A 23,981-nucleotide genomic window follows, 5' to 3' on the forward strand; every position below is an offset into this window, starting at 1 on the left:
AGCGAAGCAATCCAGACTGCCGCCGCGGAAAGACTCTGGATTGCTTCGTCGCAAGGGCTCCTCGCAATGACGGGGAGAGATTGTCGCTGAACGTCAATAAAGCCGCACCGGGAGCAGGACGCCGTGCCGCCTCGGGCTCAGATAACGATCCTGAGCTTGGTCGCGCTGATCGCGAAAAATGTTCACTGGTTCTGGTCGATGACGCACCGCGTCAATTGGCGGCTTGCATCGCCCGGGGGATACAACCTGAGCCCCGAGCTCTCCGTCGAAGGGCTGCTATCCGGAACCGGCATCGGTTGTCACCAAAAACGAAGCTTGCTTTCGACAGGCGACGAATGATCAAATCCCTGATCGGAATACCTGCGTTGTTGGGGGACACATGATGTTCAGGATGATTGCGGTCGTCGCTGGTTTGGGACTGGCGCTCGTTACCACAGCGGAGGCCCAGACACCGCGCAAGGGCGGAACCATCCGCATGACCGCGCCCTATGGCTCGAGTTTCTCCAGCCTCGACATTCACACGACGCAGCGCGCCCAGGACGAGATCTACGCCAAGGCCCTGCATCGGTCGCTCTACATCTGGAATTCCGCGGAAGGCAAGCCGGTCCTGGAGCTTGCCAAGGAAGACGTGGTCTCGGGCGGAGGCCTGGTTCACACCTTCAAGCTGCGAGACGATGCCTATTTCCACAACGGCCGCAAGATGACGGCTGACGACGTCATCTGGTCCTACAATCGCATCATGGACGGCACCAAAGCCTATCCCGGCGCGCGTTTCGTCCGGGTGATCGAGGGCGCGGCCGCAGTGGAGAAAGGCCAGGCCAAAGAGATCTCCGGCCTGAAGAAGATCGACGACTTCACCGTTGAGATGAAGCTGACCGAGAAAGTCGATCCGGGCTTTTATTTCTTCAACGCGCTGACCTCGATCTATCCCGCAGACGAAGGTGCAAAGGAAAGCTTCATCCAGAAGCCGATCGGCCTCGGCCCGTTCAAGTTCGTCGAGCACGTGCCGGGATCGCGCATCGTTCTGGAACGTTGGGACCGGTTCTACAAGCCCGGCAAGCCCTATGCCGACAAGCTCATCGTGTCGGTCATGGGCGAGGCCGCGGCCCGCGATGTCGCCTTCCGCAACAAGGAGATCGACACCTCGGTGCTCGGGCCTGCACAATATGTCGCCTATCAGGCCGACCCTGCCCTCAAGGGCACCATCGTCGAAGTCGCCGAGGTCTTCACGCGTCACATGGGGATGAATCCGGCATTCAAGCCGTTTGCCGACAAGCGCGTCCGGCAGGCGATCAACCACGCGATCGATACTGACCTGATCATCAAAAAGCTGGTCAAAGGCAAGGCGTATCGCGCCACCAGCTGGCTCCCTCTGACCTCGCCAATCTACGACAAGACAATGAAGCCCTACGCCTTCGATCCCGCGAAAGCAAAGCAGTTGCTTGCGGACGCCGGCTATCCCACGGGCTTCGAATTCGAATGGACGACCAGTCAGAATGAAAGCTGGGGTCTGCCGATCGTCGAGGCCATCATCCCGATGCTGGACCGCGTGGGCATCAAGGTGAAGGTCAAGCAGGTCGAGACCGCGGTGCTGGCGGAGGTCATTAAGAAAGGCGACTTCCAGGCCTATGTCTATTCCATGGCGACAGGGCCGGATCCCCAGGCGGCGCTGAAATGCTTCTACTCGTCGACGCCGCAATCAGCCTGCAATTACACCTCCTTCAAGAACGCAGATTTCGACAAGCTGATCGACGAAGCCGGGCAGACCGACGACGCTGCGAAACGCGACCAATTGCTGCAGAAGGCCAATGCGCTGCTCTATGAAGAGGCGCCGGTCTGGTTCTTCAACTACAACAAGGCGGTCATGGCGGTGCAGCCGTGGCTGAAGGGGATTCAGTTGAATGCGACGGAACTGACCCATCAAAACGTCGAGGACCTTTGGGTGGACGAGTCGTCGCCCGCCAAGTGACACGTGCTCTCACCCTCCCGCCATCGCAGCAAGCGCTGGAGGGAGGGAGGAACAGTTGCAATGCTCGCCTTCCTGATCCGTCGAATCCTGCAAACCGTTCCGACCGTGCTGGCCGTGGTGCTGGTGGTCTTCGTGCTGTTCAGCGTGGTCCCGGGCAGCATCGTCTCGAGCATGAGCGATGACGGCCGAGGTGCAGCGGACCCGCAGGTCGTGGAGCGCATGAGAAAACAGCTCGGCCTCGACGATCCCGTTTACATGCGCTTTGGCTCCTACATCGCCAAGCTTGCGACCGGTGATCTGGGGACGTCGTTCCGGACCCGTGAGCCCGTGACGATCATGATCGCAAAACGGATGTGGCCGACGCTGCAATTGATATTCGCAGCCTTGACGTTTGCGATTGCGATCGGCGTTCCGCTCGGCTTCGTCGCAGCATTGCGACCGGGCGGCATCGTCGACACGGTCTCCATGGTTGTCGCGGTGTCAGGCCTGTCAATGGCCAAATTCTGGCTCGGGCTTCTGCTGATGTACCTGTTCGCCTTGAAGCTCGGCTGGCTGCCGAGCTTCGGCTATGGCGACGGCAGCCTCAAATATTTGATCCTGCCGGCGGTGACACTCGGCGTCTCGCCGATGGCGCTGCTGGCCCGGACGACGCGCGCCGCCGTGCTCGAGATCATGACCGCTGATTTTGTCCGCACGGCGCGCTCCAAGGGCATGAGCGAGATGCGTGTCGTGAAGTGGCACGTGATGCGCAACGCGCTCGTCCTGATCCTCACGACAATGGGCCTGCAATTCGGTGCGTTGATGGGACAAGCCGTCGTCGTCGAGAAATTGTTCTCGTGGCCGGGCATCGGCTCGCTGCTCGTCGACAGTGTTCTCCAGCGCGACATTCCCGCCGTTCAGGGCTCCATTCTCGTGGTGGTGCTGGCCTTTCTCGCGATCAATTTGCTGATCGACGTGCTCTACGGCGTGATCGATCCCAGGATCAGATACGCATGAAGCTCCGCGCCAATCTCATCATCGGTGGCGCATTGTTCGCGCTTGCGATCCTGGTCGGCCTGCTCGCGCCGTGGCTGGCGCACACCGATCCCGTCATGGACGCCAACCTCATGAACGCAGAGGAGGCGCCGAGCTGGACCTGGTGGTTCGGTACCGACGGGCAGGGCCGCGACATCTATTCCCGCGTCGTCTATGGGGCGCGCGTCTCGCTGACGGTGGGTATTGTCTCCCAGCTCATCAACAGCATCATCGGCGTGGCACTGGGCCTGAGCGCCGGGTACCTGGGCGGCTGGTGGGACGATGTCGTCAACGCCCTGACCAACCTCATGCTGGCGATCCCCTCCCTGATCTTCGCGCTTGCCATCATGGCGGTGCTTGGGCCCGGCCTGACCAGCCTGCTCATCGCGCTCGGCTTGACCAACTGGTCCTTCACCTGCCGGATCGCGCGGGCCTCGGCGCTGTCGCTGAGGAGCCAGGGCTATGTGCAGGCCGCAACCGTGCTCGGCTATGGCGATCTGCGCATCATGATCACGCAGCTGCTGCCCAACATGCTCGGACCGATCGTCGTCATCGGCACGCTCGGCATGGGCAGCGCGGTCCTGTCTGAAGCCGCATTATCGTTCCTCGGCCTCGGCGTCCGCCCGCCGTTTCCGAGCTGGGGCAGCATGTTGTCCGAGGCCCGCGACCAGATCACGACGGCGCCGTGGCTCTCGGTTTTTCCCGGCCTTGCCATCTTCCTGACGGTGCTCGGCCTCAACCTGCTCGGCGACGGCCTGCGCGACATTCTTGATCCACAATCGCGGAGCCGGCGCACATGACGGGTTCGCCGCTGATCGAAGTCGAGGATCTGCGCATCGATCTCGACGACGGCTCCCGCAAGGTGCCCGCCGTCGAGAACGTTTCGTTCCGCATCGATCGTGGCGAGACGTTCGGCTTGGTCGGCGAATCCGGCTGCGGCAAGAGCATCACGGCGCTCGCCTTGATCGGACTGCTGCGGCCGCCGTTGTCGATCGGCGGTGGCGTCATCCGCTTCGAGGGGCAGGAGATCCAGAGACTTTCCGCCGCCCGGCAGCGGGAGCTGCGCGGCAACCGCATCGCGATGATCTTCCAGGAGCCGATGACGGCCCTGAACCCGGTCTCGCCGGTGGGACGGCAGATCGCCGAGATGTTCGTGCTGCACAAGGGCAAGAGCCGGCGGGAAGCCGACCAATTGGCGGTCGAGGCGCTGGCGAGCGTCCGCGTCCCCGCGCCCGAGCGGCGCGTGAAGGATTACCCGCATCAGCTCTCAGGCGGCATGCGTCAACGCGTGATGATCGCCATCGCGCTGGCATGCGGTCCGGATCTCCTGATCGCAGACGAGCCGACCACCGCGCTCGACGTGACCGTGCAGGCGGAAATCATCGAGCTGATGCGCAATCTATGCGCTGAGAGAGGAACGGCGATCCTAATGATCAGCCACGATCTCGGCCTGGTCGCCAATGTCTGCCGCCGCGTGGCCGTCATGTATGCCGGCCGCATCGTCGAGGAGCGCGGCTCGGCCGATATCTTCCGGACGCCCTCGCATCCCTATACGCAGGGCCTCGTCGCCTCGCTGCCGCGGCTCGGCAGCCGCGCTGCGCTTGGCCGTAGCAGACTGAAGGAGATCGCGGGCGTCGTTCCGGCCATTACGAGCTTCCCGGACGGCTGCCGGTTCAATCCGCGTTGCGCGCAGGCGACCGATATTTGCCGGACACTCGCGCCCGAGACGGATTTGCTGGAGGCAGGCGGTCTTGTCAGGTGCCACCACCATGCATGAACCGCAGGGGAGAGCGGATGACGATGTCATCCTCAGCATCGAGGATCTCGCGGTTCATTTTCCGCTCGGGGGTGGCTTGCTGGGCCGCGAGAAGCGGCTGCTCCGTGCCGTCGACGGCGTCGATCTCAGCTTGAGGCGCGGCGAATGCCTCGGCCTCGTCGGCGAGTCCGGCTCGGGCAAGTCGACGGTCGCATTGTCGATCCTTGGTCTCCTGACGCCGACGCGCGGCCGCATCGTGGTGGACGGACAGGTCGTGACGAACCGGCAATCCGGCGATCGGAAGGCCTTGGCCCGCATCGTGCAGATGGTGTTTCAGGATCCCTACGCCTCGCTCAATCCGCGCCAGACCGTTCGCCGTACGCTGGAAGATCCGCTGCGTGTGCACGGCGTGACCGCGAAAAGCGAGATCGAGGACCGCGTTGCGACGATGCTGCGGCATGTGGGCCTGCGGCCCGAACAGTCGGGCCGCTACCCCCATGAATTCTCCGGTGGCCAGCGCCAGCGCATCGGCATTGCGCGCGCGCTGATCCTCAATCCCAAGATCGTCATCTGCGACGAACCGGTCTCCGCGCTCGATGTCTCGATCCGTGCCCAGATCATCAATCTGCTGCTGGAATTGAAGGACACGCTCGGCCTCTCATTCATCATGATCAGCCACGACCTCGGCGTCGTCGAGCACATGAGCGACAGGGTCGCCGTGATGTATCTCGGCCGCATCGTCGAGAATGGCCACTGGCGCGAGATCTTCGAACGACCTGCGCACCCCTACACCCAAGCCCTGATCGCCGCCATCCCCGATCCCTTACGCCACGCACCGTTAGCGACGACAGGGGGCGACCTGCCCAATCCGCTCAATCCGCCAAACGGATGCGCGTTCAGCCCGCGCTGTCGTTACGCCGAGTCCCTGTGTCGCCGCGAGCCTGGTCCATCGCTGGAGACGCGCTCCGACGGACATGCGGTCCGGTGCTGGCGAAGTGATGAGATTACGGGGCAGCTGGTGTTAGCTTCGTCCGAAAGCAGATCTTCCTAGAATGGCCACGCGAACCGATCAGTTATTTTCCGCTATTCTGGGCGTTGTTGGACCCGTGCGCCAGTTATCGTCGTACAACTATCGGGAGCTGCAATGAGTCGAGTGGTACATGTCCCAAGGGGGGTCTTTGACAGTCGGCGTTACGGCTTTGCGCAGGTGGTAGTTGTACCAACGCCCTTGGGCGACGCTGTGCATGTATCTGGCCAAGTGGCGTGGGATGCCGACCAAAAGGTCGTCGGCATTGGTGATGTTGGACGCCAACTTGAGAAAAGCTTAGATAACCTTGCTGCCGCCCTAGCATCCGTTGGCGCCAAACTCGATGACGTCGGATCACTGCGGCTTTACATTCGGCAAACGCACATGCATGAAGGCGACGCCATTACAGCTGCTCTCAAGGCTATGTTTGGCGATAATCCGCCTTGTGCAACTTGGATCGGGGTGTCGAGCCTCGCCATGGACGAGTTTCTGGTGGAGGTCGAGCCCTGTGTTGTGTTTCTTACGCGAAAGTAGGTCAGCTTCGAGTCAGACACGGTCACCGTTGCCGCCTCACGCCAGCTTTGGGCCATGCCGACCGGCAGTTCGAGGCGGAGCAGTCGACGCTGACGTCGCTGTGGTCATTAGTCGTCGATCGTCAGCTGCGATACCGGAATTTGCGGCGGTGGATCTGGATCTGCCAGGTAATTGAGGCGCCTGACCAACTCGCCAGGGATGTCCCGCTCCCATTTTGAACCCCTGCCACCATTGCGGAGCCTTCGAAGCCCCGCGTAGCAAAATTCGTAAATGCCGTGAAAAATTGAATAGTTGCCTGTGTAGGCAAAATGGGACAACCCAACGAGACACGGTTGGCCAAACCCGATCTCTTCGTAGTCACGCTTTGTGCCATCGCCATAGTTGACGCTCCATCGGACTTTGTCGTTCTTCATGACAATGTAGTCGCCGGCGAAGATCGAAATGTCGTGGATGATATTGACGCCGTGATATTCACCAACCCATGCGGGCTCGTAATCGTTCATCGCGAAGAGGACTTCGCCGCCATTCGGAATCAAATGGCCGCCATAACGAAGGAGCCAGTTGTCGAGCGCGGGTAGCGCCTCCGGCGATAGACTTAGCTCTACAAAGAAATGACGCAGATAGCTCGCTAGAAACTCCAACCGCCTTGCCTTCTGCTCCAGAAAATAATTGTAGTTGGCGGCGATCTCGCTCCGCGACAGAACCGCCTCGGAATCGTGAAACGGTGGAGAATAGACCGGATATTTAGACAGCGCCTTCAAGACCCGGCGCCGATCGATCATGTTGGAGATAAACCCCACTTACATTCCCCCAGCGTGACCAAGATCCGCTAGATAGCGCGATGCCACTTTAACTGAAAAGCCGACAGCACGCGCACAAACTATGCCACCACGAATCAGCTGCGCAAATTCCGCTTGTCGGTGCAGAAGGTCGGGCCGCTAGAGGTAAGTACACCCCAATCATTAAGAGAATTCAGTGTCGCCCGCCTCAACGTCCGCTGATGCCGACCAGGCGGGGGCGGCGGTTTGCGTGCGGGTTCTCGGCGAGGAAGGCGCGCAGCCATTCGCGGAAGCTGACGACTTCAGGGCAATCCGCGGTGCCTTCAGGCGCAACCAGCCAATCACCCAGACCAGCCCCCTCACTGACCCGGTCGCAGCGATAGCCCGGATGGTGGCCAAGACCGCGCGCGATCAGCAGGTCGACCTTGCCCTCGACCAACTCGTGCAGGCCGGCGGGCTGCAGCACCCGCAAGCCGATGTCTGGATGCGCGCTGCGAAACTCCGCCAGTTCGAGGCGGCGCAGGTCGACGCTGCCATGGACTCCCAATTGCAGCAGCGCCGCACCTGCCGGCTTCAATTGCGAGGTCGCCTCCGCAATGTGACGAAAGCCTTCGGATATCGCGGGCAGATAGGTCTGACCGGCCGCGGTCAGGATGAGCTGCTTATGCAGCCGCTCGAACAGGCGTACGCCAAGGCGCGCCTCCAGCGCCTTCACCTGCTGCCCCACGGCGGCGGGCGTTACGTGCAGCTCGTGCGCAGCCAATTTGAAGCTGAGATGCCGAGCCGCGGCTTCGAATGCGCGGAGCGCGTTGAGCGGAGGAAGGATGTAAGTCATCGCTGCCGAGTTTGTCACTGAATGGCCGCGCGCTTGCAATAGATTTTCTTGCGCTGAACCGCAGCAACATTGCTTTGCGCCGGCGCGATGCCGCCGGTTAGGGTCGATCAACCGCAAACCGGAGCGAACAGGAGACAATCTGACATGGCTCAAATCGTCGGTCATAATCCTCCATCGGTCCATGCTCCCGCCGGTGGTTACAGCATGGGACTTGAATTCAGTCAGCATCGCCGCCTGCTGTTCATCAGCGGCCAGGTGCCCGAGAGATCTGACGGCAGCGTGCCCGAAGGTTTCGAAGCGCAATGCGAGCAGGCCTGGCGCAATGTGATCGAGGTGCTCGCCGCCGCCGGCCTCGGCGTCACGCATCTGGTCAAGGTCACGACGTTCCTGACCGACATCAGTCAGGTCGTGCCCAATCGTGCCATTCGTCGCAAGATGCTCGAAGGACACGAACCCGCGCTGACGGTCATGATCGCTGAAACCGTCGACAGCAAATGGCTGCTGGAGATCGAGGCGATCGCTGCGGAATGAAGCGGATCCAAGATGCAATTGCTCACGGTGCCCGAAATGGAACGTCTCGCCGCGGAGCACTGCGTCGTCATTGCGAGCGTAGCGAAGCAATCCAGAAATGTATCCGCGGAAAGACTCTGGATTGTTCGCTGCGCTCGCAATGACGGGGGGTGGCAGCAGCACTCCGCCGGTTGCTTTCGAGGCGCCGCCATGGTGACATCCTGCCCCTGTTTTGCCCGACGTGTCAAATGGATTTCGCGAAATCCGCAATTGTACGGCGCCGCCGGCAAGCCATTGATTCCGCTAGCCCCGGCTACTGTGCATGGGGTTGTTTTCGCACTTTTTTGTTTGAGCGCCGTCTACTCCGCCGCTTTTTCTCTCAGCCGCTGCGCATAGACGTTGATGACCAGCGCCGCCAAAAGGATCAGGCCGCGGATCAGGATCTTCAAAAAGCTGTCGATGTTGACGTGGTCGAGGCCGTTGTTGAGGACGCCGAGCACGAACAGGCCGACGATGGTGTTGCCGATGCCGCCGCGGCCGCCGAACAGGCTGGTGCCGCCGACCACGACGGCGGCGATGGAGTCGAGCAGGTAGGTGTCGAACTCGTTCTGCTGCGCGCTGCCGAAATGGGCGACGCCGAGCATGCCGCCGATGCCCGAGCAGACCGCCGAGATCACCATCACCGCGCCGAGGATCAGCTTGACGTTGAGGCCGGAATATTCGGCCGCCTCGCGATTGCCGCCGACCATGTAGATGTAGCGGCCGAAGCGCGTGTAGGTCAGCACCAGATGCCCGCCGAGCAGCATGATGGCTGCGACGATGACGATCCAGGGGATGCCACCGATCGAGCCGGAGCCGAGCGTCGTGATCAGGCTCGGCACCTTGTAGGCGATCTGGCCGCGTACCAAGAGTGCCGAGATGCCGGCCGCGATCTGCATCATGGCCAGCGTCATGATGAAGGAGGGGATGCCGATCACGGTCAGCCCCAGCGCATTGACGAGGCCGAGCAGCGCGCAGAGCAGGATCGACAGGATGATCGCGATCGCGCCCGGCAGCGGCACATTGGCGATGTTGACGTAGGATTCCTGGAGCGTGAAGTAGGCGACGGCGATGCCGGTGACGTTGGCGATGCTGGCGATCGACAGGTCGATCTCGGCGCAGAGGATCACGAAGGTGAGGCCGACCGCGATGATGCCTGTCACTGACACCTGGGTCAGGATGTTGCCGAGATTGTCGAGCGTCGCGAAGGAGGGGCTGGCGAAGGCGAAGAAGCCGGACAGGAAGATCAGGGTGAGGAACGGCGCGATGTTGCGCATCTGCGAGCGCAGGAAGGGCGCAACGCCCCGCGCTCGCGCAGCTGCCGCCGGAACCGTTTCACTGCTCGTCATGGTGCTGCTCCGTCACGCCGCTTCCAGCAGGCGGTCCTTGCTGACCGGCTCGTTCCTGAATTCCCGCACCAATGCGCCGCGTTTGAGCACGAGGATGCGGTCGGCCAGCGACAGCACCGTTTCCGGCTCGGTCGACAGCACGATGATGGCAAGCCCTCTGGCGCGAAGGTCGCGGACGATGTTGATGACGTCGTTCTTGGCGCCGACATCCATGCCACGGGTCGGCTCGCACAGCACCAGAAGCTTGGGCGGATAGGTCAGCCATTTCGCCAGCGCGACCTTCTGCTGGTTGCCGCCGGAGAGCATGCCGAGGTCGAGGCCGACCACGGGCGGCCGGATCTGCAACTGATCGACCTGGCGCTTGGCGATATCGCGCTCCTGTGCCGGCTTGAGCAGCAGGGACGAGATGCGATCCAAAATGCTGATCGAGATGTTCTTGTAGACCGGCTCCTGGTGAAACAGCATGTCGCGCCGGCTCTCCGGCACCAGCGCCACGCCAGCCCGCCGCGCCGCCGCCGTGCTGGCGAAGGTTTTTGGCGTGCCCTCGACGGCGAGCGTGCCGCTGTCCGGCTTCAGCTTGCCGAACAGGATGCGCGACAGCTCCTGCTGGCCGCAGCCCATGAAGCCGTAGATGCCGAGCACCTCGCCGGCGCGGGCCTCGAACGAGACATCCTGAAGGCTGCGGGCAAGCGATAGCTGATCGACTTTCAGCACCACCGCGCTGTCGCTCGGCTGCGGCAGCATCAAATCGTCGGTGTAGCTGTGCTCGAGCACCTCGCCGCCGCGGCCGATCATGGCCTCGATCAGCGCGCCCTTGCTGGTCGCGGCGCTCGCCGTCTCCGCGACCTTCCGTCCGTTGCGGAACACGGTGACAGTGTCCGACACGCGAAGAATGTCCTCGATGAAATGCGAGATAAAGACGATTGCGGTGCCTTCCTCGCGCAGTCGCCTGAGCGTTGCGAACAGGCGCTCGACCTCGGGTGGGGAGAGGGCGGAGGTCGGCTCGTCCAGGATGACGATGCGCGCGCCGGAGAACAGCACGCGCGCGATCTCGATCAGCTGCTGAAGTCCGATCGGGAGGTCGCCGAGCCGCGACATCGGGTCGACGTCGATGCCGAAGCGGGCGAGCTGCTCGCCGGCTTCGCGCGCCATCCGCCGCCACTGCACGAGGCCGAGCCGGTTGACCGGCTGGTTGCCCAGGAAGACGTTCTCCGCGACCGTGAGGTCGGGCGCGACAGAGAGCTCCTGGTGCACCATGGCGATGCCGGCCGCATGCGCATCGCGCGCCGAGCGAAAATGCGTCTCCACCCCGTCGATCAGGAAGCGGCCGGAGAATTCGGCATGCACGCCGGCGATGATCTTCATCAGCGTGCTTTTTCCCGCGCCGTTCTCGCCGACAAGACCGTGGATCTCGCCGGGAAGAAGCGCGAAGTCGACACCACGAAGTGCTTCGACGCCGCCGAAGCTCTTCGTGATGCCTTTCAGTTCCAGGATGGGCGAACGAACCTCTGGCATGGAGGACTAAATCAGGAAATGGTCTTCCATCCACTGCATGCCGGGGGCATTGGCCTTGGTCACGACCGGGCCGTCGGTGACGACGTTTTTCGGGATTCCCTGTCCGCTCTTCTCGCCGCCGACCACGGCCGACACGCCTGCGATGATGGCGCCGCCATGGATGCGGCAGGATGGATTGCGCACGGTCGCGAACATGCGGCCCTCGCTCACCGCCTGGATTGCCGGCGGCATGGCATCGACACCGCCAATCAGGATGTTGGTGCGGTTGCGGGCCTTCATGATGTTGTAGGCGGCGAGCGCCATGTCGTCATTGTGGAAGAACGCCGCGTCGATCTGCGGATATTTCGTGAGATAGGTCTCCCAGAGGCGGGCGGTCTTGGAGACGTCCCAGTCGGCCGGCTGGGTGTCGAGCACCTCGATGCCAGGGAATTGCTTGACCACCGAGTTGAAGCCTTTTGCGCGTCCTTGTGCGCCGGTATGGCCGAGCGCGCCTTGGGTCATGATGATCTTGCCCTTGCCGCCCATGGCGTTGCACAGCGCCTGCGTCACCGAAGCGCCCATGAACTCGTTGTCGGGGGCGAGGAAGGAGTGGACATTGATCTGGTCGAGCGGCGCGATCAGCGTGTCCATGTCGATCACGGGCGTGCCGGCGTCGATCATCTTCTGCACGGGCTGGGTGAGGGTGCCGATGCCGAAAGCCTGGATCGCAACGAAATCCCATTTCTGCGAGGCCATGTTGTCGATCGCGGCGCGCTGCTTCACCGCGTCGAGCTGACCATCGAACCAGGTCACCTCGACATTGAACAGCTTGCCCCAGAATTCCGCGGCCTGCTTGCCTTGCGCACACCAGGTGGCCTGGAGGCCCGCGTTGGAGAAGGCCGCTTTCAGCGGCTTCTCGGATCGTCCGACTTCGGCTGCAAGTGCTGGGTTTATGCCCATGCTGCCGAGGATGGCAGTCGCGGCGCCGGCGGTCGCTGCCGCCTGAAGAAGATCGCGCCTCGTCGTCGAGAAATCTTTCGTCCCGGACATCGCTCGCTCCCGTAAAATTTTATCGTCGGCGCGTCATTGCTTGCGCGACCGATGTCCGAAAGTGTCTCACAAGAGCTGACGTCACTCAATCTGCAATCAATCGCGCGATCGCAGCAAGCACCCTTGGTGCAGCGCAAAGTATCAGGCCGGCACGCCTGCGAATGCGTCGATCGCCACGAGCAATGCATCCCAGGCCTGTCCAATGTCCGGTGACCATTCATCGCCGAGCAGATCGCGGAGCGTATCCCTGATGATCGCAAAGAAGGCGATGAAGAGGTCGCGTGACGTGCCGTAAGCCTCGTGCGAGGCGGCCTCGCAGGCGTTCAGCCGGAAATGCCCGCGGCGCTCGTCGGCGAAGTCGAGGACCGCCTCGATCGCCAGCGCGAGCATCGATCCCATCACGAGCTCGCTGCCTTGCGAGCGAAACATCATCCGGGTTTCCGGATGCTCTTCGAACAGGCGCTGATAGACCCTCGGCGTCAGATCGGCGCGGCGCGAGGCCGCCAGCTCAAAACTGCGTTCGATCGGATTGGGAGGAGCCTTCATCGGCGCTTCAGCCATGCAGGCAAAAAAAGAGCGGGGCCCTGGCCCCGCTCAAAAATTGTGTCGACCCTATTATCCCCGATTCTAAGATTTGCTCTTGATTGACGGGGCGACGCTGCGTTTTGCGCGCCAGGGGCTCCTCCCGAGACTTGGACCACCAGGCCACGACCTCGCGGTCAGCGCCTGAGCAAGAGAATGCTAGATCAACTTTTCTCACTTGTCATCATTTTCGGCAACGATTGTTCAAAATAAGAGCAGCTGACGAAATGATCGGGTTTGCGGCCTTATAAGTATATGACAAATATAAGAAATCTGTGGACCGTGGTGCCTTTGACTTGTCTCAAATGCCGGCCTTCCCACCGGGGTAGGGTGCTCCGATCACAGTTTTCGAGAAATTTGCGCCGGGGCAAGAAGGCCGCGGAACTGACCTCGACTTAGGGCAGGCCGCGGTGTTTAGTTAGCAGGCGAACGAATGGTTCGGCGGATGCGAGCGCGACTGCAAAAATTCCTACCCCTTGTCCTGCTCGCCCTGGCGATGCAGGTGCTGGCGCCGATTGCTGCCTGTCTGGCGGCCGGTCAGGCCGTGGCCGATCCGCTATCCGCCGGCGTCATCTGCCACAGCGGGGGTGAGCAGGGGGGCCTGAACGATCAAACCGGCGGCCCCAGCGCGCACGCCGGTGCGTGCGCGCTGTGTTGCCTGGCGCAGGCGGGCGCATCGCTCGATTCGCCGCCGCAGCCGGCGTTCGCGATTCCCTCCCGCCACGTCGAAAGCGTAGTGTGGCACGCGGCGGATGTATCTGCCGTTTTCACCCACAAGGGCTCAAGCGCCCAGGCGCGCGCGCCTCCTCGAATTTCCTGACGACCTCCACCGTCGCCGCGGCTCGTCCGCTGGCGATTGATGCTGTCGAACAGCCGGGAAGAAAGCCGGCGTCAGGAATGCCCCATGTTACGTTGTCATGCCCGCCGCGGCGTGAGCATCGTTGCCATTCAGGCCGCGCTGCTGGCGTCGTCGAGCGGAGTTTTCGCTCAGAGCAGTAACGTCGTGCTGCCGCCGGTCACCGTCGATGCCCCCGCGGTAGTGAAGCCCAAGCCGCGCAAGCCGGCGGCGCGTACGGTCGCCGTCCGGAACCGGTCGGCAAAGCCCGCCACCGAGCGGGCCGCCCCCGCCGTCGCGGCCGAGCAGGGTGCAGGCAGTGCCCGCGTGTCACTCGAGCCGCCGGCCGCCGTGGCCCGTTATCAATTGCCGCAGCGCTCCTTCAGCGTCACGGCGAAAGAGGTCGACGAGACTATCAACCTCAAGGACCCCGAGGACGCCGTCAAATACATGCCGAGCCTGTTCGTGCGGAAGCGCAACGACGGGGACAACAATGCCGTGCTCGCGACGCGAAGCTGGGGCCTCAATTCAAGCTCGCGGACGTTAATCTACTACGACGATCTCCTGATCTCGGCGCTGATCGGCAACAACAACACGAATGCCTCGCCGAAGTGGAACCTGATCTCGCCGGAAGCGATCGGTCGGGTCGACTATCTCAACGGGCCGTTCGCGGCCGCCTATCCCGGCAACTCGATCGGCGGCGTGCTGCTGATCTCGTCAAAGATGCCCGACAAGCCGTTTGCAGTCGCCAAGGAAGCCGTGTCCGTGATGCCCTGGAATCAATACGGCACCAAGGACACCTACGTGACCAGCCAGACCAGCGCCGCTGCGGGCAATCGCGACGGCAAGCTGTCCTGGCTCGTCAGCGCCAACTATCTCGATAGCTACCAGCAGCCCCTGACCTACACGACGAGCGGCAGCATCCCGGCCGGTACGACCGGTGCGTTCTCGGCGCTCAACAAGCAGGGCGTTGCGGCCAACGTGGTGGGCACGGGCATCCTCGCGCATTCGCAGCAGACGTCCGGTAACATCCGCCTTTCCTATGACGTGACGGCGCAGGTGCAGGCGACCTATTCGTTTGGGATCTGGAATAACCACCAGGTCTCCGATCCCCAGACCTACTTGAAATCAGCAGCGACGGGTGCGCCCACATTCGCGGGCCTGTCCGGATTTGCCACGGGCAAATATGTCTGGGACCAGACCCATGTCAGCAACGCCGTTGCGATCAAGAGCGACACCAAGGGCACCTACGATTTCGACCTTTCGGCGTCGAGCTACAACTATCTCCAGGACATCCAGCTCAACCCGTTCACCATCACGCCCACAGGCGTCGGCTATTCCCAGAACGGGAAGATCACGAGGATGGACGGCACCAACTGGCAGAATGCCGATGCCAAGGGGATCTGGCGGCCGTATGGTTATGACGGACCGCACGAGGTCAGTTTCGGCATGCATGGTGATCGTTATCGCCTGGAAAGTCCCGTTTATGCGTCATCCGTTTGGAATACGACGGGAGACACCGGGACGGGCACGCTCTACTCGCAGGGGCAGGGTGAAACCCGGACCGGTGCGATTTGGCTTCAGGATGCCTGGAGGATCCTTCCCAATCTGAAGCTCACGCTCGGTGGTCGGTTCGAAACCTGGCGAGCCCAGGATGGTTTCAATATCAGCACCGCGACGAACGCTGCCGGCGCGATTACATCGATCGCTGCGGTTCAACAATCGCAACTCGCCTCGACGAATTTTTCACCGAAGGCGTCGCTGTCCTTTGATCCGAACAAGGATTGGAATATCACGGCAAACTTCGGGCAGGCCTATCGCTATCCGACCGTCATGGAGCTCTATCAGAACCTGACAGTCGGCGGCGTAGCGACGATCGCCAATCCCAACCTGTTCCCCGAGCAGGATCTGACAGGTGAGCTGAACATCGAGCGCAGATGGAGCGACGGCCGCATCCGCTTGACCCTGTTCCGGGAGCACACCGATCATGCGATCATCTCCCAGACCAACCTCGTCACCAATCCGATCACGAAGGTGCAAACGCCGACGACCGTGATCAGCAATGTCGATGCGATCAGGTTGCAGGGTATCGAGTTGTCCGCCGACAAGGACAACGTTCTCGTCAGTGGTCTGCAGCTGTTCGGCAGCGTTACTTATGTCGACTCGCGAATCCTGGCCGACGCGGGGTGGGCCGGAATTGATCCTCTGACGAATCTGCCCACGACTGTGGTCGGCAAGCGCGTGCCTTACGTGCCCGACTGGCGCGCTAAGTTCGGCGTGACCTACCGGCCGAACGATAGCTGGGCCTACACGGTTGCTGCACGCTACAGCGGCAAGCAGTACTCGACGCTGGACAACACGGATCGCGTCTCCCACGTCTATGGCGCGTTCGATAACTTCTTCGTTGTGGACTTGAAGGTGCACTATAACGCGACGAAGAACTTCGCATTCGACTTCGGCATCGATAATCTCTTCAACGAGCAGTACTTCCTGTTCCATCCGTTCCCGGGGCGAACCTTCGTTGTCGCCGGCAAGTACACGTTCTGAGGGGTGGAGTGATGTTTACGACAAGAAAGGCAAAGGACATGACCAAGCTCTCACGCATCCTCGCGCTCGCAGCGCTTTCCGCCGCAATGTTCGCCGCCCCCGTGCGCGCCGACGACGTCAAAGCCGGCGATATCGTCATCTCGCAGGCCTGGAGCCGGGCGACGCCGGGCGGCGCCAAGGTCGCGGGCGGCTATCTCACCATCGAGAACAAGGGGTCGGCGGCGGACAGGCTGGTCAGCGTTTCCGCCGACATCGCGGGGAAGGCCGAGATTCACGAGATGGCGATGGACAATGGCGTGATGAAGATGCGCCCCCTCGACAAGGGGCTCGTCATTGATCCCGGCAAGACCGTGAAGCTTGCGCCCGGCGGCAATCATCTGATGCTCCAGGAGCTGAAGGGCCCGTTCAAGCAGGGCGACAAGGTGCCGCTGACACTTCAGTTCGAGAAGGCCGGCAAAGTCGCCGTCTCTCTCGACGTCCAGGCTGTTGGCGCGCCGGCGCCCGGCGGCGCCGGACACTCCGGCCATATGGACATGAAGAAAATGCCGGATCACTCGGGAATGAAGATGTGATGAGGATGATCTGGCCTCCGGGAGACCGAATATGTTGAAGCGATCCTGCCCGATCTTGATTGCTGCGTTCGCCATCTCGCCGGCGGCGGCGCATGTGTCGCTCGAGACCAAGCAAGCCACGGTCGGCGCGTCGTACAAGGCTGTGTTCACCGTGCCGCACGGCTGTGCGGGCTCGCCCACGGTGAAGATCCGCGTGCAGATCCCTGAAGGGGTGATCGCTGTCAAGCCGATGCCGAAGGCGGGCTGGAACGTCGATGTCGTCGAGGGCAAATATGCCAACGAATACGACTTTCACGGCAACAAGCTCTCTTCCGGCGTCAAGGAGGTGATGTGGTCCGGCGGCAAGCTGCCGGACAAGTACTATGACGAGTTCGTCATGCAGACGATGCTGACCGATATGCTCAAGCCGAACACGACGCTGTACTTCCCGGTTGTGCAGGAATGCGATACGGGCGTGAGCCGCTGGATCGAAATCCCGACGGAGGGGGCAGGGCATTCGCATGAGGGCAAGTCGCCGGCACCGGGCGTGAAGCTGCTGCCAAAGCCGTAATGCGCCTGCTCGCCACGCTTGCGACGCTACTCATCGTTGTCGGCTTCGCGACCGGCGCGTTCGCGCATGCGGCGCTGGTCGCGGTCGAGCCGGCCAGCGGCAGCGTGCTTGCGAGCGCGCCGAAGGCCGTGGTGCTGCGCTTCAACGAGGCGGTGACGCCGGGCGCGGTCCAGCTGATCGATGGCACGGGCAGGGCGCGGGACGATGTGCGCATCAACGCGTCGGGCGAAACGATTTCGGTTGCGGTGCCGCCGGACCTGCCGCAGGGCACGGCGGTCGTCAGCTATCGGGTGATTTCGCAGGACGGCCATCCCATCGCGGGATCGGTGGTGTTCTCGATCGGCGTGCCGACGGGGACGACGCCTCCCGCGAATACGGATGGCGGGTTGAGTGCGCTCATCTGGCTGGCGCGGGTCGGCCTTTACCTCGGGCTGTTTGTTGGTGTCGGCGGTGTGTTGTTCGCGCGCTGGATCGCGTGGTCGATGACGGGCACGACCGTGCCGTTTGTTGCACTCGCGGTCGGCCTTCCGAGCGCGGTGGTGTCCCTTGGTGCGCTGGGCCTCGATCTTCTCGGCCTGCCGCCGGCGGCTCTTGCAACCATTGCTCCCTGGAAGGTGGCGTTCGCGACGAGCGCGGGCCCCGCATCGCTGGTCGCCATCGCCGCGATGCTGATCGCATTGATGGCGCTGCGCAGCGCATGGTACGCGCGCGCTCTTGCGTTCATCGCGTTCATCGGCGTCGGCCTGTCGCTGGCCATGACCGGGCACGCCGCCACGGCTCCGCCCGAAATGTTGACGCGGCCGGCGATTTTCCTCCATGGCCTCGGCGTTGCCTTCTGGATCGGGGCGCTGGCGCCGCTCGTTGCGCTGGTGTCGAAGCCGGTGGCCACGACCTTGCCTTTCGTAAACCGCTTCTCCCGCATTGCCGTGCCGGTCGTCGCCACGCTGGCATTGACCGGCCTTGTGCTCGCCATCGTCCAGCTCGAAAAGTTGTCGGCGCTGGTCGAGACCCGCTACGGCCTCATCCTTTCCATCAAGCTCGCGCTGGTCCTCGTGCTGCTCGCACTCGCCGCGCTCAACCGCTTTCACCTGACCCCGGCGCTGGCAAGGGATCACGAGGCCGCGTCCGCCCTCAAGCGCTCGATCCTGTTCGAATGCGCGATCGCACTCATCATCTTCGCGGTCGTCGCCGGCTGGCGCTTCACGCCGCCGCCGCGGAGCATCGTTCCGGAGACGCCCTTGGCGATCCATATTCACAGCGACAAGGCAATGTTCCAGGTGCTGGTGTCTCCTGGGAAGGCCGGCGTCGACGATTTCGTGCTTCAGCTCATGACCGGAGAGGGGACGCCGCTCGCGGCCAAGGAGGTGACGTTGACGCTGAGCCTGCCTGAGCGCGGCATCGAGCCGATGGAACGAGGCGCCTCGCTGGGGCCGGACGGCTACTGGTACGTGCGCAAGGTCGAGTTGCCCTTCGCCGGCCGCTGGTACGTGCGGATCGACGCGCTGGTGACCGACTTCGAGAGGATCACGCTGGAGGATGAACTGGAGGTGGCGTCGCCCTAGGCTCGCCGGCTTTGCAGGGTATGCTGCTGCTCAAGTCAAACCTGAAGTCGACGGAAAAATGACAGGAATTCCGCCGCGTTAGCGGCTTTTCCTCATTCTCGGTCTTGTGTTTTCGCTCCCAATCCGGTTTCACTGCAACCCGTCACTGATTCCTAGAGTGTTGCCATGCGGTTGTCGCGATTCTTTCTGCCCATCCTGAAGGAAAATCCGAAAGAGGCGGAGATCGTCTCGCATCGGCTGATGCTGCGCGCTGGCATGATCCGGCAGGAGGCCGCCGGCATCTATGCCTGGCTGCCGCTTGGCTTCCGCGTGCTCAAGAAGATCGAGCAGATCGTGCGTGAGGAGCAGGACCGCTCCGGCGCGATCGAGGTATTGATGCCGACGCTCCAGCTCGCCGATCTCTGGCGCGAGAGCGGCCGCTACGATGCCTATGGCCCGGAGATGCTGCGCATCGCCGACCGCCACAAGCGCGAGCTGCTGTACGGACCGACCAACGAGGAAATGATCACCGAGATCTTCCGCGCCTATGTGAAGTCCTACAAGAACCTGCCGCTCAATCTCTATCATATTCAATGGAAATTCCGCGACGAGCAGCGTCCGCGGTTCGGCGTGATGCGCGGCCGCGAGTTCCTGATGAAGGACGCCTATTCGTTCGACCTCAACGAGGCGGCGGCGCGGGTCGCCTACAACAAGATGTTCGTCGCCTATTTGCGGACCTTCGCGCGGATGGGGCTGAAGGCGATCCCGATGCGCGCCGAGACCGGCCCGATCGGCGGCGATCTCAGCCACGAGTTCATCGTGCTGGCAGAGACCGGCGAATCCGGTGTCTTCATCAATCGCGACGTGCTGGACCTGCCGGTGCCGGGCGAGGACGTCGATTATGAGAGCGACCTGACGCCGATCATCAAGCAGTGGACCTCGCTGTACGCTGCGACCGAGGACGTTCACGATTCCGCGCGGTTCGAGCAGGAGGTGCCTGCGGACAAGCGGGTGAACACCCGCGGCATCGAGGTCGGCCAGATCTTCTATTTCGGTACGAAGTACTCCGAGCCGATGAATGCGCTGGTGGCCGGCCCCGACGGTGTCGACGTGCCGATCCACGGCGGCTCCTACGGTGTCGGCGTCTCGCGCCTGCTCGGCGCCATCATCGAGGCCTGTCACGACGACGCCGGTATCAAATGGCCGGAAGCCGTCGCCCCGTTCCGCGCCGTGGTGCTCAACCTGAAGCAGGGCGATGCCGCGGTCGATGCGGCCTGCGAGAAGCTCTATGCGGAGCTCACCGCCAAGGGCGTCGATGTGCTCTATGACGATACCGACCAGCGCGCCGGCGCCAAATTCGCCGCTGCCGACCTGATCGGCATCCCCTGGCAGATCATGATCGGGCCGAAGGGGCTCGCCGACGGCAAGGTCGAGATCAAGCGGCGAGCCGACGGCGCACGCGAGACCATGTCGCCTGCGGACGCAGTCGCCCGGCTGGTCGGCTGAATATTGTTCATCGCGCGATATCGCGGCCGCCAATCCGGCCACAATTGACCCCGAATCATGGGATTATCGAGCGATGGATGAGACCATGACCGAAACCGTGCAGACCGCGCCTTTTGCGCCATTCGAGTGGATGCTGTCGGGGCGCTATTTGCGGGCGCGCCGCAAGGAGGGATTCATCTCGGTCATCGCTGGGTTCTCCTTTCTCGGCATCATGTTGGGCGTGGCGACGCTAATCATCGTCATGGCCGTCATGAACGGCTTCCGCAAGGAGCTGCTCGACAAGATCTTAGGGCTCAACGGACATATCCTGGTCCAGCCGCTGGAATCGCCGCTGACCGACTGGAAGGACGTCGCCGACCGCCTCAGCCAAGTCGAGGGCATCCGGCTCGCTGCTCCCGTGGTGGATGGCCAGGCGCTGGCGTCATCGCCATGGAACGCTTCGGGCGTCCTGGTGCGCGGCATCCGCTCCGACGACCTCAACAACCTCACCTCGATCGCCAAGAACATCAAGCAGGGCTCGCTCGAAGGCTTTGACGAGGGGCAGGGCGTCGCGATCGGCCGCCGCCTCGCCGACCAGCTGTCGCTGCATGCCGGCGACAGCGTAACGCTGGTGGCGCCAAAGGGCGCGGTCACCCCGATGGGGACGACGCCGCGCATCAAGCCGTACAAGATCGTCGCCGTGTTCGAGATCGGCATGTCCGAATACGATCTCGGCTTCGTGTTCATGCCGCTGGCGGAGGCACAGGCCTATTTCAACCGCAGCAACGACGTCACCTCGATCGAGGTGTTCACCACCAATCCCGACAAGATCGACGCCTTCCGCAAGGCAGTGACGGAGGCCGCGGGCCGCCCTGTGTTCCTGGTCGACTGGCGGCAGCGCAACTCGACCTTCTTCAACGCGCTCCAGGTCGAGCGCAATGTGATGTTCCTGATCTTGACCATGATCGTGCTGGTCGCGGCCCTGAACATCGTCTCCGGCCTGATCATGCTGGTGAAGGACAAGGGCAGCGACATCGCGATCCTGCGCACCATGGGCGCCTCGCAGGGCTCGATCATGCGCATCTTCCTGATCACGGGCGCCTCGATCGGCGTGGTCGGCACGCTGGTCGGCTTCTTCGTCGGCCTCGTGATCTGCCTCAACATCGAGTCCATCAGGCAATTCCTGTCCTGGCTCACCAGCACCGAGCTGTTCTCGCCGGAACTCTATTTCCTGTCGAAGCTGCCCGCCGAGATCGACATCGGCGAGACCACGGCGGTCGTCGTCATGGCGCTGACGCTGTCGTTCCTGGCGACGCTGTACCCGTCGTGGCGCGCCGCGCGCCTCGATCCCGTCGAAGCGCTCCGGTACGAGTGAGGGGCTGATGGAGCAGCAGCAGGGGGCGGAAGATGTACCGGTCATTTATCTCCACGAGATAAAGCGGCAGTACTTGCAGGGCGAGGTGCCGCTGACGATCCTCGACGGCGCCAAGCTGGCGTTGTGGCGCGGGCAGTCGGTCGCGCTGGTGGCGCCGTCGGGCTCGGGCAAGTCGACGCTGCTGCACATCGCGGGGCTGCTCGAGGCGCCGGATTCCGGGGAGGTCTATGTCTCGGGCGCGCCGACCTCGCAGCTGCCTGATATCGAGCGCACCCAGCTGCGCCGCACCGATATCGGCTTCGTCTACCAGTCGCACCGGCTGCTGCCGGAGTTCTCGGCGCTGGAGAACGTCATGCTGCCACAGATGATCCGCGGCCTGAAGAAATCCGAGAGCGTCAAACGCGCCAAAGATATCCTGGGCTATCTCGGCCTCGGCGATCGCATCACCCATCGCCCGGCCGAGCTGTCCGGCGGCGAGCAGCAGCGCGTCGCGATCGCGCGCGCGGTTGCCAATGCGCCACGCGTGCTGTTTGCGGACGAGCCGACCGGCAATCTCGATCCGCATACCGCGGACCACGTCTTTCAGGCCCTGATGCAGCTGGTCAAGGCGACCCAGGTGTCGATGCTGATCGCCACCCACAACATGGAGCTCGCCAGCCGCATGGACCGGCGAGTCTCGCTGTCGAACGGCCAGGTCGTCGAGCTCAACTAGCTGAAGCGTGCTTGGTTGGACCGGGCTCCGGGCTCGCTTCACCTCTCCCCGGCGGGGAGAGGTCGATTTGCGCCAGCAAATCGGGTGAGGGGGCGCTGCCCAACGCGAGACCGTAAACCCTCACCCGGCGCTACGCGCCGACCTCTCCCAAGGGAGAGGTGAGTTTCCGATGCCGTGCCGGCGGGCCGCCAAACTAAAACAGCGAAAACAACCCCATGCACAGTAGCCGGCTGCTGCCGGCCACGATCGGGGGCATGCATTCCAGCTATTTGATATATCCAGCAAATCGGCTGCGACGGCGCATCGCAGCGGCGCGCTCGCCGTTACGGCCGGATCACGGTCAATTTGAACGGCCCGCCATTGGTCGCGGCATGTGCCACGGCCTCGTTGGCGTGGTCGAGATCGAATGCCGTCACCTCGTACTCGTCGAGCCTGAGCAGCCCGGCACGCACCAACGCGATCAGGCGGCTGGCGGCGTCCGGCGGGTACATCCAGACGCCGTGGATGGTGATGCAGTTGCGCATGATCCAGGGGTAGGGCAGCTCGAGCCCCGCGCCGCCCGCCATGCCGACGCCGCCCATCAACACGACACGGCCGTAAGCGCGCACCGCCATGATCGCCGCGCGCACCACATTCGTGCTGACCGAGGGCGGCATGATGTCGAACACGCAGTCGATCGGTCCCGGTGCAGCGCGCTTCATGCTCTCGCGGTCGTCGTCCTCAACGCCGGTGAGCTTGACCGGCTTGACCCGCGCGCCGAAGCGGCGGACGAGGTCGGCCAGGATTGTCTCGTTGCGGCCGGGAGCGATCACGCAGGCCGCGCCCATTGCCAGCGCGACCGAGACGGCGGCGCTGCCGAAATTGCCGGTGGCCCCGCTCACCAGGACGGTCTCGCCTGGTCGCAGGTTCGCAGCAAGGAAGCCGCCATAGGGCACCAGCAGCGTGCCAAGGGCGCACCATTGCGTCGCTTCCTCCGGCGTGATCGCGCCGAGGCGTGTGACGTTCTCGGTCGGTACCCGCATCTGCTCGGCAAATGAGCCGTGGCGAAAATGCTTTTGCAGGAGCATGCCGCCGGGGCCGGCGGCGGTGAGCCCTTGCAAGGCGATGTCGGGTGCAACGGCGTCGTCGCGCGAACGCACCGTCGGGTCGCAGAACACCCAGTCGCCGATGGCAAGTTTGGTTGCGTCCGGGCCGATCGCGCGCACCCGCCCGATGCCGCCGGGTCCGGGGATGATCGGCAGGTCGAGCGCATAATTGCGCGTCCCGTCGAAGACCTCGTTCATGTAGGACAGCACGCGCGTGGCGACGACGTCGACAACGACCTCGCCGGTGCCGAGCACCGGTTCGGGGGCATTCTCGATCACCAGCGGCGAACCGAAGGATTTGAGCACGGCAGCTTTCATGATGTTCACCTCAAAGTCGGTGA

General features: G+C 63.0%; 23 protein-coding genes. 16 read left to right on the forward strand and 7 right to left on the reverse strand.

Features of this window, described 5'->3' with window-relative positions:
• Positions 1-156: 156 nt before the first annotated feature.
• From ACR9YP_RS23635 to ACR9YP_RS23665, 7 genes are all read left to right on the forward strand, one after another.
• Complete coding sequence (locus ACR9YP_RS23635) at positions 157-339, forward strand: hypothetical protein (RefSeq protein WP_438108012.1); 183 nt, start codon at positions 157-159, stop codon at positions 337-339.
• Positions 340-379: 40 nt separating this feature from the next.
• Positions 380-1,969, forward strand: coding sequence for an ABC transporter substrate-binding protein (locus ACR9YP_RS23640; protein WP_474217202.1), 1,590 nt, complete (start codon positions 380-382; stop codon positions 1,967-1,969).
• A gap of 60 nt (positions 1,970-2,029) precedes the next feature.
• The gene (locus tag ACR9YP_RS23645; protein ID WP_370986060.1) at positions 2,030-2,965 is read left to right on the forward strand and encodes an ABC transporter permease; all 936 of its coding nucleotides are present in this window, start codon (positions 2,030-2,032) and stop codon (positions 2,963-2,965) included.
• Positions 2,962-3,783, forward strand: coding sequence for an ABC transporter permease (locus ACR9YP_RS23650; RefSeq protein ID WP_370986010.1), 822 nt, complete (start codon positions 2,962-2,964; stop codon positions 3,781-3,783). The genes ACR9YP_RS23645 and ACR9YP_RS23650 overlap by 4 nt, the downstream gene beginning before the upstream one ends.
• On the forward strand, positions 3,780-4,760 hold the full coding sequence (locus ACR9YP_RS23655; protein WP_474217204.1) for an ABC transporter ATP-binding protein: 981 nt from the start codon (positions 3,780-3,782) through the stop codon (positions 4,758-4,760). The genes ACR9YP_RS23650 and ACR9YP_RS23655 overlap by 4 nt, the downstream gene beginning before the upstream one ends.
• The gene (locus ACR9YP_RS23660) at positions 4,753-5,790 is read left to right on the forward strand and encodes an ABC transporter ATP-binding protein (protein ID WP_474217205.1); all 1,038 of its coding nucleotides are present in this window, start codon (positions 4,753-4,755) and stop codon (positions 5,788-5,790) included. The genes ACR9YP_RS23655 and ACR9YP_RS23660 overlap by 8 nt, the downstream gene beginning before the upstream one ends.
• 93 nt (positions 5,791-5,883) lie before the next feature.
• On the forward strand, positions 5,884-6,300 hold the full coding sequence (locus ACR9YP_RS23665; protein WP_474217206.1) for a RidA family protein: 417 nt from the start codon (positions 5,884-5,886) through the stop codon (positions 6,298-6,300).
• Between the two features lie 107 nt (positions 6,301-6,407).
• Here ACR9YP_RS23665 and ACR9YP_RS23670 read toward each other — a convergent pair whose 3' ends face one another.
• The gene (locus tag ACR9YP_RS23670; protein ID WP_474217207.1) at positions 6,408-7,100 is read right to left on the reverse strand and encodes a hypothetical protein; all 693 of its coding nucleotides are present in this window, start codon (positions 7,098-7,100) and stop codon (positions 6,408-6,410) included.
• 187 nt (positions 7,101-7,287) lie between these two features.
• The gene (locus tag ACR9YP_RS23675) at positions 7,288-7,914 is read right to left on the reverse strand and encodes a LysR family transcriptional regulator (RefSeq protein ID WP_438108016.1); all 627 of its coding nucleotides are present in this window, start codon (positions 7,912-7,914) and stop codon (positions 7,288-7,290) included.
• A 144-nt stretch (positions 7,915-8,058) separates the two neighbouring features.
• Here ACR9YP_RS23675 and ACR9YP_RS23680 point away from each other — a divergent pair, with 144 nt between their 5' ends.
• Positions 8,059-8,445, forward strand: a complete 387-nt coding sequence (locus ACR9YP_RS23680; protein WP_438108017.1) for a RidA family protein — start codon at positions 8,059-8,061, stop codon at positions 8,443-8,445.
• Positions 8,446-8,783: 338 nt separating this feature from the next.
• Here ACR9YP_RS23680 and ACR9YP_RS23685 read toward each other — a convergent pair whose 3' ends face one another.
• From ACR9YP_RS23685 to ACR9YP_RS23700, 4 genes are all read right to left on the reverse strand, one after another.
• On the reverse strand, positions 8,784-9,812 hold the full coding sequence (locus ACR9YP_RS23685; RefSeq protein WP_370986015.1) for an ABC transporter permease: 1,029 nt from the start codon (positions 9,810-9,812) through the stop codon (positions 8,784-8,786).
• Positions 9,813-9,824: 12 nt separating this feature from the next.
• Positions 9,825-11,327, reverse strand: a complete 1,503-nt coding sequence (locus ACR9YP_RS23690; protein WP_438108018.1) for a sugar ABC transporter ATP-binding protein — start codon at positions 11,325-11,327, stop codon at positions 9,825-9,827.
• Positions 11,328-11,333: 6 nt separating this feature from the next.
• On the reverse strand, positions 11,334-12,356 hold the full coding sequence (locus tag ACR9YP_RS23695) for a sugar ABC transporter substrate-binding protein (RefSeq protein WP_091885915.1): 1,023 nt from the start codon (positions 12,354-12,356) through the stop codon (positions 11,334-11,336).
• Positions 12,357-12,497: 141 nt separating this feature from the next.
• Entirely contained in the window at positions 12,498-12,902 is a 405-nt protein-coding gene (locus tag ACR9YP_RS23700) for a globin (protein WP_438108019.1), read from the reverse strand.
• A 469-nt stretch (positions 12,903-13,371) separates the two neighbouring features.
• Between ACR9YP_RS23700 and ACR9YP_RS23705 the strand changes: the two genes are divergently transcribed.
• The 8 genes from ACR9YP_RS23705 (at position 13,372) to ACR9YP_RS23740 (ending at position 22,555) form a co-directional block, all read left to right on the forward strand.
• Positions 13,372-13,758, forward strand: coding sequence for a DUF2946 domain-containing protein (locus ACR9YP_RS23705; RefSeq protein ID WP_474217209.1), 387 nt, complete (start codon positions 13,372-13,374; stop codon positions 13,756-13,758).
• A gap of 84 nt (positions 13,759-13,842) precedes the next feature.
• Positions 13,843-16,320 (forward strand): TonB-dependent receptor, encoded by a 2,478-nt coding sequence (locus ACR9YP_RS23710; protein WP_474217210.1) that lies wholly within the window; start codon positions 13,843-13,845, stop codon positions 16,318-16,320.
• Between the two features lie 38 nt (positions 16,321-16,358).
• On the forward strand, positions 16,359-16,892 hold the full coding sequence (locus tag ACR9YP_RS23715) for a copper chaperone PCu(A)C (protein WP_438108022.1): 534 nt from the start codon (positions 16,359-16,361) through the stop codon (positions 16,890-16,892).
• Between the two features lie 31 nt (positions 16,893-16,923).
• Positions 16,924-17,442, forward strand: coding sequence for a YcnI family copper-binding membrane protein (locus tag ACR9YP_RS23720; RefSeq protein ID WP_438108023.1), 519 nt, complete (start codon positions 16,924-16,926; stop codon positions 17,440-17,442).
• Positions 17,442-19,004, forward strand: coding sequence for a copper resistance CopC/CopD family protein (locus tag ACR9YP_RS23725; RefSeq protein WP_438108024.1), 1,563 nt, complete (start codon positions 17,442-17,444; stop codon positions 19,002-19,004). The genes ACR9YP_RS23720 and ACR9YP_RS23725 overlap by 1 nt, the downstream gene beginning before the upstream one ends.
• A 165-nt stretch (positions 19,005-19,169) precedes the next feature.
• Positions 19,170-20,489, forward strand: a complete 1,320-nt coding sequence (gene proS / locus ACR9YP_RS23730; RefSeq protein ID WP_438108025.1) for a proline--tRNA ligase — start codon at positions 19,170-19,172, stop codon at positions 20,487-20,489.
• A gap of 73 nt (positions 20,490-20,562) precedes the next feature.
• Positions 20,563-21,843 carry a lipoprotein-releasing ABC transporter permease subunit gene (locus ACR9YP_RS23735; RefSeq protein ID WP_091885894.1) on the forward strand — a complete coding sequence of 427 codons (1,281 nt, stop codon included), beginning with the start codon at positions 20,563-20,565 and terminating at the stop codon, positions 21,841-21,843.
• Between the two features lie 7 nt (positions 21,844-21,850).
• Complete coding sequence (locus ACR9YP_RS23740) at positions 21,851-22,555, forward strand: ABC transporter ATP-binding protein (RefSeq protein WP_474217211.1); 705 nt, start codon at positions 21,851-21,853, stop codon at positions 22,553-22,555.
• A 323-nt stretch (positions 22,556-22,878) separates the two neighbouring features.
• On the opposite strand, the gene ACR9YP_RS23745 is transcribed toward ACR9YP_RS23740, so the two are convergent.
• A complete protein-coding gene (locus tag ACR9YP_RS23745; RefSeq protein WP_474221106.1) occupies positions 22,879-23,958 on the reverse strand; it encodes a zinc-binding dehydrogenase in 1,080 nt (359 codons plus the stop codon).
• Between the last annotated feature and the right edge of the window lie 23 nt (positions 23,959-23,981).

It is taken from the genome of Bradyrhizobium sp. BR14999 (genome assembly GCF_056106085.1).

Bases quoted from the DNA above. Each gene is read 5' to 3' on its own strand.
- ACR9YP_RS23640 (WP_474217202.1), top strand. From the start codon at position 380: ATGATGTTCAGGATGATTGCGGTCGTCGCTGGTTTGGGACTGGCGCTC.
- ACR9YP_RS23645 (WP_370986060.1), top strand. From the start codon at position 2,030: ATGCTCGCCTTCCTGATCCGTCGAATCCTGCAAACCGTTCCGACCGTG.
- ACR9YP_RS23650 (WP_370986010.1), top strand. From the start codon at position 2,962: ATGAAGCTCCGCGCCAATCTCATCATCGGTGGCGCATTGTTCGCGCTT.
- ACR9YP_RS23655 (WP_474217204.1), top strand. From the start codon at position 3,780: ATGACGGGTTCGCCGCTGATCGAAGTCGAGGATCTGCGCATCGATCTC.
- ACR9YP_RS23660 (WP_474217205.1), top strand. From the start codon at position 4,753: ATGCATGAACCGCAGGGGAGAGCGGATGACGATGTCATCCTCAGCATC.
- ACR9YP_RS23665 (WP_474217206.1), top strand. From the start codon at position 5,884: ATGAGTCGAGTGGTACATGTCCCAAGGGGGGTCTTTGACAGTCGGCGT.
- ACR9YP_RS23675 (WP_438108016.1), bottom strand. From the start codon at position 7,914: ATGACTTACATCCTTCCTCCGCTCAACGCGCTCCGCGCATTCGAAGCC.
- ACR9YP_RS23680 (WP_438108017.1), top strand. From the start codon at position 8,059: ATGGCTCAAATCGTCGGTCATAATCCTCCATCGGTCCATGCTCCCGCC.
- ACR9YP_RS23685 (WP_370986015.1), bottom strand. From the start codon at position 9,812: ATGACGAGCAGTGAAACGGTTCCGGCGGCAGCTGCGCGAGCGCGGGGC.
- ACR9YP_RS23690 (WP_438108018.1), bottom strand. From the start codon at position 11,327: ATGCCAGAGGTTCGTTCGCCCATCCTGGAACTGAAAGGCATCACGAAG.
- ACR9YP_RS23695 (WP_091885915.1), bottom strand. From the start codon at position 12,356: ATGTCCGGGACGAAAGATTTCTCGACGACGAGGCGCGATCTTCTTCAG.
- ACR9YP_RS23700 (WP_438108019.1), bottom strand. From the start codon at position 12,902: ATGAAGGCTCCTCCCAATCCGATCGAACGCAGTTTTGAGCTGGCGGCC.
- ACR9YP_RS23705 (WP_474217209.1), top strand. From the start codon at position 13,372: ATGGTTCGGCGGATGCGAGCGCGACTGCAAAAATTCCTACCCCTTGTC.
- ACR9YP_RS23710 (WP_474217210.1), top strand. From the start codon at position 13,843: ATGTTACGTTGTCATGCCCGCCGCGGCGTGAGCATCGTTGCCATTCAG.
- ACR9YP_RS23715 (WP_438108022.1), top strand. From the start codon at position 16,359: ATGACCAAGCTCTCACGCATCCTCGCGCTCGCAGCGCTTTCCGCCGCA.
- ACR9YP_RS23720 (WP_438108023.1), top strand. From the start codon at position 16,924: ATGTTGAAGCGATCCTGCCCGATCTTGATTGCTGCGTTCGCCATCTCG.
- ACR9YP_RS23725 (WP_438108024.1), top strand. From the start codon at position 17,442: ATGCGCCTGCTCGCCACGCTTGCGACGCTACTCATCGTTGTCGGCTTC.
- proS (WP_438108025.1), top strand. From the start codon at position 19,170: ATGCGGTTGTCGCGATTCTTTCTGCCCATCCTGAAGGAAAATCCGAAA.
- ACR9YP_RS23735 (WP_091885894.1), top strand. From the start codon at position 20,563: ATGGATGAGACCATGACCGAAACCGTGCAGACCGCGCCTTTTGCGCCA.
- ACR9YP_RS23740 (WP_474217211.1), top strand. From the start codon at position 21,851: ATGGAGCAGCAGCAGGGGGCGGAAGATGTACCGGTCATTTATCTCCAC.
- ACR9YP_RS23745 (WP_474221106.1), bottom strand. From the start codon at position 23,958: ATGAAAGCTGCCGTGCTCAAATCCTTCGGTTCGCCGCTGGTGATCGAG.